The 14,392-nt window shown below is 39.2% G+C and carries 12 protein-coding genes and 1 pseudogene; 4 read left to right on the top strand and 9 right to left on the bottom strand.

Features of this window, described 5'->3' with window-relative positions:
- Positions 1-122: 122 nt before the first annotated feature.
- Positions 123-797, bottom strand: coding sequence for a C40 family peptidase (locus POF52_RS05060; RefSeq protein ID WP_043978437.1), 675 nt, complete (start codon positions 795-797; stop codon positions 123-125).
- Positions 798-982: 185 nt separating this feature from the next.
- Between POF52_RS05060 and POF52_RS05055 the strand changes: the two genes are divergently transcribed.
- Positions 983-2,272 (top strand): globin-coupled sensor protein, encoded by a 1,290-nt coding sequence (locus POF52_RS05055; protein ID WP_016765189.1) that lies wholly within the window; start codon positions 983-985, stop codon positions 2,270-2,272.
- 40 nt (positions 2,273-2,312) lie between these two features.
- Here the strand turns inward: POF52_RS05055 and POF52_RS05050 are convergent, their stop codons facing one another.
- From POF52_RS05050 to POF52_RS05040, 3 genes are all read right to left on the bottom strand, one after another.
- Entirely contained in the window at positions 2,313-2,846 is a 534-nt protein-coding gene (locus POF52_RS05050; protein WP_013084563.1) for an HTH-type transcriptional regulator Hpr, read from the bottom strand.
- A 196-nt stretch (positions 2,847-3,042) separates the two neighbouring features.
- The gene (locus POF52_RS05045; RefSeq protein WP_271990317.1) at positions 3,043-3,906 is read right to left on the bottom strand and encodes a DUF3298 domain-containing protein; all 864 of its coding nucleotides are present in this window, start codon (positions 3,904-3,906) and stop codon (positions 3,043-3,045) included.
- Complete coding sequence (locus POF52_RS05040; protein ID WP_271990314.1) at positions 3,903-4,403, bottom strand: RNA polymerase sigma factor; 501 nt, start codon at positions 4,401-4,403, stop codon at positions 3,903-3,905. Before POF52_RS05040 ends, POF52_RS05045 begins: the two co-directional genes overlap by 4 nt.
- Before the next feature lie 157 nt (positions 4,404-4,560).
- Between POF52_RS05040 and POF52_RS05035 the strand changes: the two genes are divergently transcribed.
- Positions 4,561-5,970 carry a polysaccharide deacetylase family protein gene (locus tag POF52_RS05035; protein WP_271990312.1) on the top strand — a complete coding sequence of 470 codons (1,410 nt, stop codon included), beginning with the start codon at positions 4,561-4,563 and terminating at the stop codon, positions 5,968-5,970.
- A gap of 28 nt (positions 5,971-5,998) precedes the next feature.
- On the opposite strand, the pseudogene POF52_RS05030 reads toward POF52_RS05035, so the two are convergent.
- Positions 5,999-6,325 (bottom strand): annotated as a pseudogene (locus POF52_RS05030) (GerAB/ArcD/ProY family transporter); the annotation flags it as partial.
- 301 nt (positions 6,326-6,626) lie between these two features.
- Here POF52_RS05030 and POF52_RS05025 point away from each other — a divergent pair.
- Together POF52_RS05025 and POF52_RS05020 are read left to right on the top strand one after the other, a co-directional pair.
- Positions 6,627-6,860 carry a hypothetical protein gene (locus POF52_RS05025; RefSeq protein WP_074893117.1) on the top strand — a complete coding sequence of 78 codons (234 nt, stop codon included), beginning with the start codon at positions 6,627-6,629 and terminating at the stop codon, positions 6,858-6,860.
- A gap of 167 nt (positions 6,861-7,027) precedes the next feature.
- Entirely contained in the window at positions 7,028-8,200 is a 1,173-nt protein-coding gene (locus POF52_RS05020) for a hypothetical protein (protein WP_271990308.1), read from the top strand.
- Between the two features lie 50 nt (positions 8,201-8,250).
- On the opposite strand, the gene POF52_RS05015 is transcribed toward POF52_RS05020, so the two are convergent.
- The 4 genes from POF52_RS05015 to POF52_RS05000 form a co-directional block, all read right to left on the bottom strand.
- On the bottom strand, positions 8,251-9,684 hold the full coding sequence (locus tag POF52_RS05015) for an amino acid permease (RefSeq protein WP_192996509.1): 1,434 nt from the start codon (positions 9,682-9,684) through the stop codon (positions 8,251-8,253).
- 231 nt (positions 9,685-9,915) lie between these two features.
- Positions 9,916-10,815, bottom strand: coding sequence for an arginase (gene rocF, locus POF52_RS05010; protein WP_098476256.1), 900 nt, complete (start codon positions 10,813-10,815; stop codon positions 9,916-9,918).
- Between the two features lie 437 nt (positions 10,816-11,252).
- A complete protein-coding gene (gene ggt, locus POF52_RS05005; RefSeq protein WP_176583246.1) occupies positions 11,253-13,331 on the bottom strand; it encodes a gamma-glutamyltransferase in 2,079 nt (692 codons plus the stop codon).
- Positions 13,332-13,741: 410 nt separating this feature from the next.
- The gene (locus tag POF52_RS05000) at positions 13,742-14,239 is read right to left on the bottom strand and encodes a tetratricopeptide repeat protein (RefSeq protein WP_271990299.1); all 498 of its coding nucleotides are present in this window, start codon (positions 14,237-14,239) and stop codon (positions 13,742-13,744) included.
- Between the last annotated feature and the right edge of the window lie 153 nt (positions 14,240-14,392).

Below are 14,392 nucleotides of genomic sequence, written 5' to 3'. Positions count from 1 at the left end.
ATACGCACTTGACTAGTCCATTTTGTATAGGGGAATCCCCTACCTACCTCCTACCTACTGAAACCAATACAAAAAAGACAAAGCCCTTAGACTTTGCCTTTTTGTATCTATTAAATGATAAATCAGTTAGCTGCAATACGCTTTGCTCCTATATAGCGCTCTTTCCAATAGCTTGAATTTTTATCGCTAATTGTCACGCCTTTAGAAGACGATGCGTTAATAAATTTTCCGTCTCCAAGATAAATGCCTGCATGAGAAGGACCTTCTTTGTACGTTTCAAAGAACACAAGATCTCCTACCTGCGGTTCACTTACATTTTCACCTGCTTTATAGATATCTTCAACCGTTCTGGGAATATCAACACCTACGCTTTCTTTATATACATACTGAAGATATCCGCTGCAGTCAAATCCTGAAGGTGTAGTGCCGCCCCATTTGTACGGCGTGCCCATTAAGGATTTTGCTTTGCTGATTACTTTATCCGTATTCACTTCTGATTCGCCTTCTACAACGCCGCCTTTACCTAATGCATTGTATGTATTCTCTCCAACAACTCCATCTGCTTCTAGGTTATGTTTCTCTTGAAAAGCCATAACCGCTTTTTTTGTTTCATAATTAAAATAACGCGATACTTCGCCTTTTAAAAATCCTTTGTCTTTTAACACCGTTTTAACTTGTTCAACATCATCATTTGTCATCCCTTGTTTTAAAACCGTGTCGCCAAACGCAGCATGTCCCATTGCCGGACTTGCAAATAAAGCTCCTCCTACAAGAAGCGCCGATAGCATTTTTTTCATTTCGTTTCCTCCCCGAATCATGTTTTAAGCACCGTACAACCATACCATCTGCGGATAACAATTCAATTAATAGAAGATAACAATTTGATAACAATCTTCTTAAACAGCCTCAACTCTTGGATGTAAAACGCCGAAATATAAGAAGAAGAGAAAAACAACTATTCTAGCAAATAAAGGTGATAAATATGAATTGGTTTAAACGAAACAAAGCGCACGCCGAAGCAGCCGCTGTCGAATCCATCACTGTAAAGCTTCATGTATCGGACCCGATGATAAAAAAGCAGATTAACATGATTTCCTTAACAGCAGAGGATCTCGAACGGATTGCCAGATTTCAAGTTCATGCGCTAAATGCCATCGAAGAGATCGTGAACGATTTTTACAAAGCTATTGGCGAACAGGCCCATTTGGTTGCGATTATCGAAAAGCACAGCAGCGTCCATGCATTAAAACAAACGTTAAAACGGCATATTTTAGAAATGTTTGATGGACAAATAGACGATGCTTTTGTGGTAAAACGTCAAAAAATTTCCAAGATGCACGTTAAAATTGGACTTGAGCCAAACTGGTATTTGTGCGCATTTCAAAATTTATTTACGTCGCTTCTTTCAGTATGTGAACGTAGGATGGAATCAAAAGAAGAATGTCTGGCTTTTATTGCAAGTATGACAAAGCTTATTAGTCTAGAACAGCAAATTGTGTTAAAAGCCTATGAGCTTGAATATGACGAGCAGCGGGCTGGACTTCAGACTCAAAAAGAGAAAATTCAGCTAGAAATCTCTCGTACATCATCTATCCTTTCTTCGCTATCTGAAGAAACGAAGACATTTATGAATCAAATGCACAACCAGTCCTCTGACGTCGTTTCTTATGCAAACAAAAGCTCTGAACTAGCAGAAGTCATTGAGAAGGAATCCGTTACGAGTCAAGCAAAATTAAAAGAAGAACAAAACATGCTGGGAAGCATACAAAAAAATACGTCGCTCATTCAAAACAAAATGAAAACGCTCGAACATACATCACAGCAAATTCATCAAATCGTTTCGATTGTTACTTCTATTGCGGAGCAAACGAATTTATTAGCATTAAACGCTTCGATTGAGTCTGCTCGAGCGGGCGAGCATGGAAAAGGATTTGCAGTGGTGGCACAGGAAGTACGGAAGCTTGCAGAAGAAACGAAGAAATCTATTGCTAATATTTCCACTTTTATCGGAGACATTCAAAAACAAATCGAAAGCGTCTCGGCGCTAGGCGGAGAAGTCGCTACATTAACAAAAGATACGGCTGACAATATGAACAACATTACTTCTTTTTTCACGAACGTTCTTAGCATAACAACCGAGAACAAACAGCAAACCGTGCTAACCAAAAAAGAGCTTGAAAAAATAGCCGATGTAATGAAGCAGCTGTCTCTGCGTATTGAGAAGATGGCCCATTCCTCAGAAGAACTTGAACGGTTAACTGAAAAAAGTTGATATGCAAAAAAGCCTTCTCAGCTTGCACAAGAAGGCTTTTTTATTTTTTCAAGCTAGCAGCGGGCTCTTGAGAAGAACGCTCGATAAACTGGACAAAATCCTCTCCGTATATGCTTCGAATCAGAGCCGTCAGCTCAACAAAGTCAGGCAGCTCTCCGTAAACATCTCGCAGCGGCATCGCTCCTTGAAACAAAGGATTTTCAAGAGGATTATAATCCTCGAGCGTTTTTAAAAACATCTTTTTTCCTTCTTCTGTGAGCTGTACGTATGTATTCCGCTTATCTTTCTCATTTTTAGAAAGGGTAAGATAGCCCCGCAAGTGCAATTTTTTTGCAAAGTTAAAAGCTGTGGATAAATGCATGACGCCTAGCTTTGAAATGTCAGTCATCGATGCAATTTCCAGCTGATAAGCAATCCCCAAAATGTGATGCTCATTAATGCTCAGATCGTACGGCTTAACCCACTGCTCCCAATCCTTTTCAGTAGACTTCCAAAGAGCTTTGCTTACTTGCATCACAAGCTGGTTAAACAGCATGGCATCTTTAATCGTATCTTGATTTAACGTGCGTTTCACCTCTTCACTTCCTCTCTAGAAATGCAACCGTTCACATCATTTTCCCCTAAGACTTTATAAACAAAAAGAATGAAAATATATACAAAATATTATACATGATTGCTTATATATTTCAACTTATTTTGCATAAAAATAAATTTAAACGTTTCTTTATGTAAAAAAACAGGCGTGAACGTTCAGCGTTCACACCTGTTTTTTAATGAATATACCGTTTACCAACCAGAAGGTTTGAAATAACGTCCGTTGGAATTTCAAACTCAATGTTTCCCATATATCCTGGGGCGACTTTGTATTTATCAAATACAATTCTAAGCTTGTGATCTTTTGTAATGTAGAAACTTTGATTTTCAGCAATCTCTTTAAAAGGATCCATATCTTCTTCAGTCAGCCAGTAGATTTTGCCTTCTTCATGTTTCATTTGATCTTTCATTTGCTGTTTAATATTTTCACTAATGACCTTTATATAGCTTTTATCTTTGAACAAACTTGGAAGCGTAACGAGCACTTCGTGTTTTTTATCAATCGTGTCGTACTGATTGATGCTCGACGTTGAAGCTCTCGATTCTTCCACATATCGATGAACCACAAGCAAATCATCGGTATCCGTCATAATATCATAGCCGCTGCTGACAGCCACGTTTCCTTTCTCTCCTTTTTGTAAGTTTTTCATCTCTTTTTTAAACTGCTCATACAGCTGCTCATTTTCTTTTATATATTTTTCATTCAAGCTTGTTTGAAGACCTTTGTTTTCCAAGCCTGAAATCGACGGTGTTTTCACGTCAATACGAGAATGCTTTTCTTCTTGCTTCAGTTCATCAAATGTGATCACTTCTACTACTTTTCCAAGCACAGGAATTTTTGCCATTGCATTTGCCGCATCTGGACTCACATTCACCGTTGTGATAAAAATCACCGCTGCTGCCGCAATCGTGCTCGGCCAAATATAGGATTTCTTTTTACGAGGATGTGAAGAAAGTGCCTGTGCAACAACATCATCTAATTCGTCTGGAATAGGAATGTCATGATACTGCTTCTTTAACTTTTCTATTTTTTCATTCATTGTTCTAAGTCCTCCTCCGTCATCGTAATCCGCAACAGGTTCAACCCTCTGTATAGCCTTGTCTTTACCGTGTTTACATTTTCCTCAATGATTTCCGCAATTTCGTCCATTTTTAAATCTTCGAAAAACCTCAGAATAATAATGGTTTTATATTTAACCGGCAGCTGATCCATTGCTTGCTTTAAATCGATATCTTCATACTGATCTTCACGTCCGCTGCTCAAGTGTTCAAGCGCTTCATCATCCATAAGCGTTAGACGTTTATGCTTGCGCAGGAAATCGATTGCTGTTCGTACAACAATTTTATAAAGCCAGCTTTTAATCGATTGAATATCCTTGATACTGTCCATTGAAATGAGTGCTTTTTTAATCGATTCTTGCACAATATCAAGCGCATCTTCTTGATTTTTTACATAGCTAAAAGCAAGCCGGTAAAAATCCGCTTTATGCTCGGTTACGCACGCTACGAGCACCTGATGTGCATCATGTTTTTTCATCGTCTTTCATACCCTTCTATTTTCTCTTGCTGAAGTACATCTATAAGGTAGACGGAATGAGTAGAAAAATAGTTTGGTTTTTTTAAAAAAAGTAAAACTAAATGATGGTCTCATGCGTCTATTAGGTAGATATATACAAAAAGGGGAATATTACTACATGAAAACCATGGGCTACAAACGTATTTTGACACTGCTTGGATGCTGTATTTTGTTTCTTGGTACAGCAGGGTATATCGTCAAAGCAAACAGTACAGAGAAAAAAACGGCAAGTATTCAAACAGATCAAACCTATCCAAACGTTGAAATTCAAACGCTAGTTAAGGACCTTACCGACGGAGGCTATGCCATTAGCTACCCTTCCTTTGGTAAAAAAGAAATCGATCAATCCATTCAAGCTTACGTAACAGATCAAGTGGCACACTATGAAAAAAAGCTGAAGAAGCAGTCAAAAAAGAAAAAATCTGAATTAACGATTACATATAAAATCGTCCATTACAGCAAGCAAACGCTAAGCGTTGTCTTTGATGAATATGAATCGGTAAATGGAGAGGAAGGAACGTCTTCTCTCAAAACCTTTACCTTCGACCTGCCTGCTCAAAAACAAATGACGTTAAAGGATTTATTTAAAGAAGATGCAAACTATTTAGATCGCCTGTCGGCTATTTCATATGCTGAATTAAAAAAACAAATGAAAACAGCTGATTTTGACCCTGACCTTCAAAAAGGAACTCAGGCAGCTAATCAAAATTTCAGTCAGTTTGCGCTGCTTGAAAACAGTATTGTGATCTATTTTAAGCCTTATCAGCTAGGTGCTGAACAAGCGAAAACCAAAACAATCGCTATCCAAAAAGATTTATTTAAAGACATGCTGAGCGATGCTTACAAAGACGAAGCAGTAAATAAAAATAAAGTCAAAGAAACGCCTCCAAAACATATCGTTAACGAAATGCCGCAGCAAGGAGCTCCTATTGATCCAACTAAAAAAGTCGTTGCGATGACCTTTGATGACGGACCTAACCCTTCATCTACCAATGTGATTTTAGATGGATTAAAAGAAATGAACGGGCACGCTACCTTTTTTGTGTTAGGAAGTCGCGTTCAATATTATCCTGAAACAATCGAACGTATGGTCAAGGAAGGCAACGAAGTCGGAAATCACTCTTGGGATCATCCTCAGCTCACACGTTTGAACGAAGCGCAGGTCAAACACCAAATAGGCGATACCCAAGCGCTCATCAAACAAGTGAGCGGCTATGAACCACTGCATGTACGCCCTCCTTATGGAGCCGTGAACGCAAACGTAAGACGTTATATCGGAAATGTTGGTGTGACTCTATGGGATATCGATCCCGAAGACTGGAAATATAGAAACGTTCCTCACTCCGTTCAAGCGGTTATGAGCCAAGTCGGAGACGGAAAAGTTATTTTAATGCATGATATTTATCAAACAAGTGCCGAAGCAGCGGTTGAAATTATGAAGCAGCTTCACGCACAAGGGTATCAGCTTGTTACGATTTCACAGCTAGAACAAGTAAAAAAAGAGCGGGAGCAGCTGCATTTGCGGTAGCGGATAGCAGGCGAACGCGCTGCAGCCATTAGGATGGCTGCAGCGCGTTTGTTTTTTTTATGCGATGTTTAATAAATGCTATACAGAGCAGCATAAACGGAATCACTACATGAAAAGGGATAAAAAGCAACACTGGCATAATCGTTAGCCCTTCTTTTAAATGCTCTTGAAAATTACTTGCAATCGTCAAAGAAAAAAATAAAATCACCGTGCCCACAGGATATGTCAGCGCAGAAGGTCGTTTCACCTTAAACAGTGTGGAAAGTCCAACAATCACGGCGTAAAAAAAGACGCTGATTTTAACAAATCCTCCGATGACTAATGCACTCATAAAAAACACGTCCAGCCGTTCTAGCTATTACTTCAAATCCTTTGTGCACCGTATAAATAATTAACAGCATCAGCATCACATTCATTACAAATAAAGGCCTGTCGCTTGTTCCTCTGACGCCGAACCTTCTGTTTCCTTTTTATTGTCTTTGCTTTTTTATTTTTAAATAAAGAAGGCACGATTAAAAACACCTTTTTTTAGCTTTTTCCAAATAAATGCTTTGTATGCAATTTTTAATAGAGCAATCAAAGCGTAAGACAAAAAAATAACAAAAACTAGCGGTAGAATGTTTTTAAGAAAAAAACAAAAACGGAGAGTGAAACGTATGAAAATCGTTTGGATATCAGCTTTGCTGTTAGGATGCTTAATGGGATTTTCTATCGGAGTGGATATGGTGCAAGGATTTAGTTTTTCCATGGCCTTGCAAAATGCCTACAGTCCGTTTCGTGTTATGGAGTTCGCTGAACTATTTGTCCTTTTTTTCCTTTTGTTCTGTTTTGTAGCTGAAGTATTTTATCGTTCATTTAAAGTGAAAAAAGCAAAACAGCGACAAAAATAAAACTCCGTAAAAAACACATATTTCTCCTTTTTACCACCTATTCTCCTTCTCATTTAAATGTTATAATTTTCATAATTGGCAAATCCTTTACACGCCTTTCTACATAGAAAGCTGTACGCTTAAACTACAAAATAAACATTGACTTTGAACTAAAAGGTGAAGATATGATGAAAAAAAAATTAGCCGTTATTAGTACAGCTTGCTTACTTATTCTTGCAAGTGACCCCATCCCTTCTTATGCTACTCCTGATTCCCCGGATTCCTCTTCCGACGTTTTGGACCAGTCAACAGACGTGGATACAACTGAAGATGTAAAAGCTATTTTTGACTCTCTCTATCAAGAAGGCTATTCGCTTGGAGAAGAAGATGGATACGCAGAGAAAAAATTTGAACAGTTTGATCAAACAACAGGACTGGACAAATCTTCTGAAGAATTCACGTGGTTTATGATGGGGTATACGGTAGGGTATAGAAAAGGACAGCAGCAAAAAGAGGAAGAACTCGAGACTGAACAAGAAAATGAAATGGCTGCCGGCGAAGAGGAAGGCTATCAGCAAGGCGTCCTTGATTACAAACATGCTACGATTCAGTCAGAAATCGACCCTTTCCCTTCTAAGTCATCCGACTGGAATAAAGGGTATGTTCAAGGCTACAAAAAAGCTATTTCTTTAATGGACTTATCTGTTAAAGCAAAAAAAGAAGGCTATGACCAAGGTCTTGAAAATGATTCAATGAGTGTTCCGAGCATGTATGATGATGAGGATGTCACACGTCAGGCTTTTACAGAAGGCTTTGAAACCGCTCAAGCCGAAGTGCTGAAGCAGCAAAAAAAGCAGTTTGAAAAGCAGGGCTATGTACAAGGTTATCACGACCTTTCATTAGAAGTACCTGCAGAAGCAGAAGGCGAATTGCAAACAGCCTTTGAGCAAGGATATGAAAAAGGACAGAAACAAAAGCAAAAAGACGTAAAAGCAGACGGATACGACTCAGCCTTCACTTATCAGACCTATAGAGCGCCTAAAAATCTTCAGGACAAGCCCGAGCTAGAAAAATGGTACAAAGCAGGTTTTTATTCGAATAAAGACGTGAAATCTTTACAGCAAAAAGCTTATAAAGACGGCTGGAAACTCGGAAAAGAAATGAGCGTTCCGAAAAAATACAAGCAAAATAAAGCTGCGGTGGCAATGTACAAGAAATATTTTGAACAAGGCCAAAAAAAGCAGGATAAAACAGTGAGTCATATCCTGCTCGGCAGCGGTATTGTTCTTACACTGGCTGCCCTTATCACGCTATGGAGACTTCGCCGCCGTAAAAATGAAGAGACAGCACTAGATAGCTAAAGACGAGTACATAAAAAACCCGGAAAATCGTGATTTTCCGGGTTTTTATGTTAAATAATCATTCGTTTATTTTCCGCAAGCTGAACTTCTTGCTCTTGTTTTGACTGATTTTGTTTTCGAATTTTCAAATAATAATAACCATAGCAGCCTATAAAGAAAATACCTCCGCAGTATAACGCCATTCGCTGCTCGGGATCAAACGCAAGACTGATCATAACGATACAGTTCGTAATAAGCGCTACGATAGGAAGAACCGGATAAAGAGGAGTTCTAAATTTCAGATCTTCCACTTTTCCACCTTTAGCCACGTAAGCACGACGAAACGCAAGCAGTGAAGCTGTAATCGCAATCCAGCCAATTTGAGCGCCGAGTCCAGCGAGTGAAATCAGCCACACAAAAACGGTTTTAGCTGCCACTACGCTTGAAAGCAGCGAAAAACATGAAATCACAAGCGTAATTAATAGTGCATTAAATGGAACTCCTCTTTTGTTAACTTTTCCAAGTGCAGGACTTGCCATTCCTTCTCTTGAAAGAGAATAAAGCATACGTGTAGCCGCGTAAAATCCAGAGTTTGCGACTGAAAGAAGAGCTGTTAAAATGATAAAGTTCATAATATCCGCCGCGTAAGGTACACCTACACTGTCTAACACAACGACAAACGGACTTTCTACGACGCCTGCTTTTTCACGAGGAATCATGCTTGCTAGGACAAACACGGATAAGACGAAAAAGAAAAGCGTACGCCAAACCGTTTGCTTGATCGCTTTTGGAATTGTTTTTTCCGGATTTTCACTTTCTCCTGCCGCAATTCCAATCAATTCTGTTCCTTGAAACGAAAAGTTCACCGTAATCATTGTAATCAGCAAAGCCGTTACGCCATTTGGAAAAAGCCCTTCAGCAAAGAAGTTTGATAGAAGCGGTGCTTCCTGTCCGCTTTTCATATCAATGAGTCCAAACATTGCCGCTCCGCCTACAACAATAAACATAATGATGGCGAAAATTTTAACGCTTGAAAACCAAAATTCTGTTTCACCAAATGCTTTAGCTGAAAGTGCATTTAGTGAAAAAATTAACGCTCCAAAAATGGCGCACCATAACCAAACGGGCGAGTCTGGGAACCATCTTTGCATTAATTGTCCAGCAGCTAAGAACTCAAGTGCCACCGTTACTGCCCATCCTAGCCAGTACAGCCATCCAATCGCAAAACCGGTTGCAGGGCCGATAAATTTAGTGGAGTACGTTTGAAACGATCCTGCAACTGGCATAGCAACGGATAATTCTCCAAGACACAGCATCGTTAGATACATAATGATCCCTCCTACTAAGTAGGAAATCATTGCTCCCATCGGACCTGCTTCATTGATGGTATAACCTGAACCAAGGAAAAAACCGGTACCAATACATCCTCCTAGTGATATCATAAAAAGATGCCTTGTTTTCATCGTTCTTTTTAATTCTCCTGGCTGTCCCTGTGGAATATTCATCCCATTTCCTCCCTTTGCTGCATAAAAATGAAATCGCTTTCATTTTTTTAGGTTTATTTTGTTTTTATAGCCGCTTACTAGGTAGCTCTTCATGACTGAAGTCCATTGATGCCGGATGATTTTCAAATGGCGCCAGCCCCGTAGCGAGGATGGCAGCCGATTAGCCCTGCATGACCGTTTATTGGATCATAACAGATTTTCTTCTACACGATACCTGTAAGTAGCTCTTTCTTATAAAAGCTTATCGCCAAACAATGAACTCATTAACGCAACCGCTACTTCTGCAGTTTTGTTATGCTGATCTAAAATGGGGTTCACTTCTACAAATTCAGCGGATGTCACCATGTCTGCTTCCGCTAGCATTTCCATTGCTAAATGACTTTCTCGGTAGCTGATGCCGCCTTTTACAGGTGTACCTACGCCTGGTGCATCATCCGGATCTAAGCCGTCTAAGTCCAGCGACAGGTGCACGCCGTCTGTACCGCTTAAATAATCAATCGTTTCTTTCATCACTTGCGTCATACCTAAACGATCAATTTCATGCATGGTATACACTTTAATTCCTTTTTCTTTAATTAACTCTTTTTCACCATCATCCAATGAGCGTGCACCGATAATAACTAGATTTTCAGGTTTAATTTTTGGGGTATACCCTCCAATATTTAAAAGTACAGGATGTCCAATACCCAAGCTCACCGCTAACGGCATGCCGTGAATATTGCCTGATGGAGATGTTTCAGCTGTGTTTAAATCACCATGAGCATCATACCAAATAACGCCTAAATTTTCTGAACCTTTTGCGACTCCTGCAAGTGTTCCGATTGCAATGCTGTGGTCTCCGCCTAATATTAACGGAAAGCGTTCTTGCTCTCTCACTTCTTCAACTCTTGCAGCAAGCTGTTCATTTCCGCTGGCTACAGCCGCTAAGTTTTTCAAATTCGTATTTTTATCTACGTCTGCCCGCTCTTTAATTTCTACTTTAATATCGCCTTCATCGTGTACGGTATAGCCAAGAGCTTCTAAGCGTGTATTCATGCCTGCATAGCGGATCGCGCTTGGCCCCATGTCTACACCCCTTCTTGTTTGTCCGTAATCCATGGGTACACCGATAATTGAAATGTCTTTTTTCATTTTCTATACCTCCGTTGCATTTTATTCTGTGTGAAGTAAACATAGGTAGTTATTTAACTATGTATTTTTTTCATTGATACAGCCCCTCATCTATTTCTTATGCAAAAATGATGCCAACTTTGTTTGTAGCATTCTATCAGTCTTTTTATCACGGATTTTCTTACACATGCCAAAAAAACTGTCGATTTCTACAACTTTTTGGCAAACCATGCAAACTTTTTTGTCGTTTCGTTTAAAATCGCCAATTTTATTTGCTTTCATAAAAAAGAGATTGCGACATAACAAATTCCATTCAACAGCTAGAAGTAACTACACACAGAAAACCTAAGTTTGTCATACCAATAAAAAAATCCGAACGAGTTGGATTCTTCATCAAGAATCTCAATTCATCGTTCGGATTTTTCTTCACCTAAAATACTTTTGTCCCAGTCTCTTTTTTAATTTGTAATAACGTCTCCGTCTTCATCATCGCCTGTATCGTCTTCACCAGGATCTTTTTCTAATGAAACCACTTTCTTTTGGTCATCCCATTTCACTTTGTAGCCAAGTGATTTGGCTACTTTGATAACTGATAAATAAGAGTGATGATTTGGTTTATACAGCTTTAAGTCACTCGAATCAACGACGCCTAAGCCTAACAGCAGGCGATCGGATTGAACGTAAGGCTTTCCATCAATCAGCTTCACTTGCTTATCAGTAAATGGATAAACGGCACGGTTGACTTCAACTGTAAACTCTCCTTTTTTCTCTTCTTTAATTGGTTTTGGCTGTTTGGATACATATTTAATTGCGTCTACTCCTAATACCGTGCCCTGGCGCGTATTATCAGCGCCTCCGTACATTTTCCCCGTTTCATAGTCATAGATAACCGCTTGAACGTTTCCAATATGCTCAGGCTTTTCCTCAAACGCATGTCCTTTAGCCATCATTTCAAGAATTGTATCTTGGCTAAAGCCAGGTTCCCATCTTACGGTTGGATAGCCGCCTGAATAAATACGAGGTGTTAAAATCGCTTTTTGAATCGGCATCTTATGGTCAATAACATTCATAATCGTTTCTGCTACAGACGCAATAATGGTTGGGCCTCCCGGTGAACCAATTGCCATGAACGGCTTTCCGTCTTTTAACAGCATCGTTGGAGACATGCTGCTTCGAGGACGTTTTTTAGGCTCAACCTGGTTCACACCTCCCGGAGTGGCATCAAAATCCGTCATTTCATTGTTGAGCATAAATCCGTAGTCAGGAACCATAATTCCTGAACCAAAAACTTGTTCAATGGTAGTCGTGTAAGAAACCATGTTTCCCCATTTGTCTACAACAGAGAAATGAGTCGTTTGGCCGATTGGATTTTCTTCCTTTACTGTTGCTTTATTTGGATTTTCTTTTCCTTCATATTTCCAAGGGTCTCCTTCTTTGACATTAGGCGTTGCTTTGTTTGGATTAATTAATTTACGACGTTCTTTAATATAATCTTCATCTAACAGTCCTTTTTTCGGCACTTCGTAAAAGTCTTCATCTGCCATATACGCCGCGCGGTCCGCGAAAGCTAAGTGCATCGCTTCCGTTAAATGCTGCAAATACTGAGGCGTATTGGAACCCATTTTTTCTACATCATAACCTTCCATTAGCTTTAAAATCTGCTGAACGGTTAATCCGCCGGAGCTAGGAGGAGCCGCACTAACCACATCGTAGCCTCGGTAAGTTGTTTTAACCGGCTCACGTTCTTTTACAACGTAATTTTTCAAATCATCCATGGTCATGCTTCCATCGCGTTTTTGAACTTCTTTAACAAGCGCTTTTCCAATTTCTCCTTTATAAAGAGCGTCTGACCCTTCTTTTTGAATAAGCTTTAATGTTTTAGCAAGATCCGGCTGAACAAGCTTATCTCCTTCTTTTAACGGCTTGCCATTCGGCACAAATACATTACCGGCCGTTTGGTATCTTTCAAGCTTGTCCGCATTTTCATCAATGTACTGAGCCATCGACCAATTTACTTTGATTCCTTGTTCTGCTTGAGTAATAGCTGGTTTAATAACATCTGATAAGTCCATTGTTCCATAATCTTTAAGGGCTGTTTCTACCCCTTTTAGCGTACCAGGAACTCCAACTGCTTTTCCTGTTATGTGACGCTTACTGAAAGGGATGACTTTTCCCTTTGAATCTAAAAACAGCTTAGGCGTGACATCAGCTGGTGCCATTTCACGGCTGTCTAGCATCGTAATTTTATCTTTCTTTTTTTCATAAATCATCATAAAGCCGCCGCCGCCGATACCTGACATCATCGGTTCCACAACGTTGAGAGATAATTGAATGGCAGCTGCCGCGTCCACAGCGTTTCCGCCTTCAGCTAAAACTTTCCTTCCCGCTTCAGCAGCCAGCGGGTGAGATGCCGCTACAATTCCTTGTGTAGCACCTCGTTTCATTGAATGGTCGACACCCGGAACTTCAGCAGCAGCTGGTGTGACAACTAAACTTAAACTAAATAATGCAATAACCAACATCTTCATAACCTTCACCTGGGTCTCCTCCTTCAAATACATTATTTCACATCGTCTGAAACGATGGATTTAGCAAGAAATAAATTGGTTTATTATGATATTTCTTACATATGTGTATAAATAAAAAGCAAAGTAAATCAGACCTTTGCTTTTTTTAGTTAGTCGCATGTTTAACTTTTCTCTCTATCTATTTACAATTATCTATATTTTCTAACAATTTATCCATAGGCTGATAGTTTCTTACTATTTTTGGAATTATGTAGACTGAACGCTCTAATAATGTAGAAAATCTAGCAGTTAAGAAGTCGTTGGACTTACATGCACTCCTTAAAATTTCTATAAATATTCTCATTGTTATATAAAAAGCAATTCTTTATGAAAATCAGCATATGTTTCCTAAAAGCCAAAAATAAAACAGGACTTTTGATTCACCGTCCTGTTTGCAGCATGTTTTCGACTTTTTTAATATCCGCGTGAGTAGGATTGATTTCCCAGGCATAGGCGATTTGTTCTTTCGCTTTTTCCATTTCTTTTAATTGAATATAGGTTTTTGCGAGTTCGAGCGGCAGCATAACCCCTTCAAAGCCAAGATCTTGTGCCCGTTGCAAGTAAGACAGCGATTTTTCGTAATTCCCTCCAAACATAAGCGGAGTTTCCCGGTATTTTATTCCTCGAACGAAGTGCGCCAAGCTTGAAGATGGATTTAATGTTAATGCCTGATGAAGAGCTCTGTCCATTTCTAAATTTAATACCATTTTTTCAAAAATAATTGATTCTTCGATTTGCTTTGCTAAACAAACCGCTAAGTAACAGTACAAATCAGATGCTTGAGGTTTTTTCTTCATTTCTTGTTGAATTTCGCGCTTGATCTCTTTCCACTTACCCTCTTCTAGCTGATTCATGACGTATTCTACATGTATTCCCACCACTTTGCCCTCCTTTTCCTCTTTATCATAAAGGATTTCTGCAAAAATGAAAAAAGTAAGTGTTCTTCATTTTTCTCAAAAGATCGTTACCGTTAAAAAACAGGCAAATTTCTCAATCACTTAACCCAATTAGTACATAGGATATAGAGAATT

Origin of the sequence: Priestia sp. AB (assembly GCF_028369225.1) — a bacterium.
In the GTDB taxonomy this organism is placed as follows: Bacteria; Bacillota; Bacilli; order Bacillales; family Bacillaceae_H; genus Priestia; species Priestia megaterium.
The sequence above is the reverse complement of the archived record's forward strand: the minus strand, read 5'-3'. Positions and strand labels throughout refer to the sequence as shown.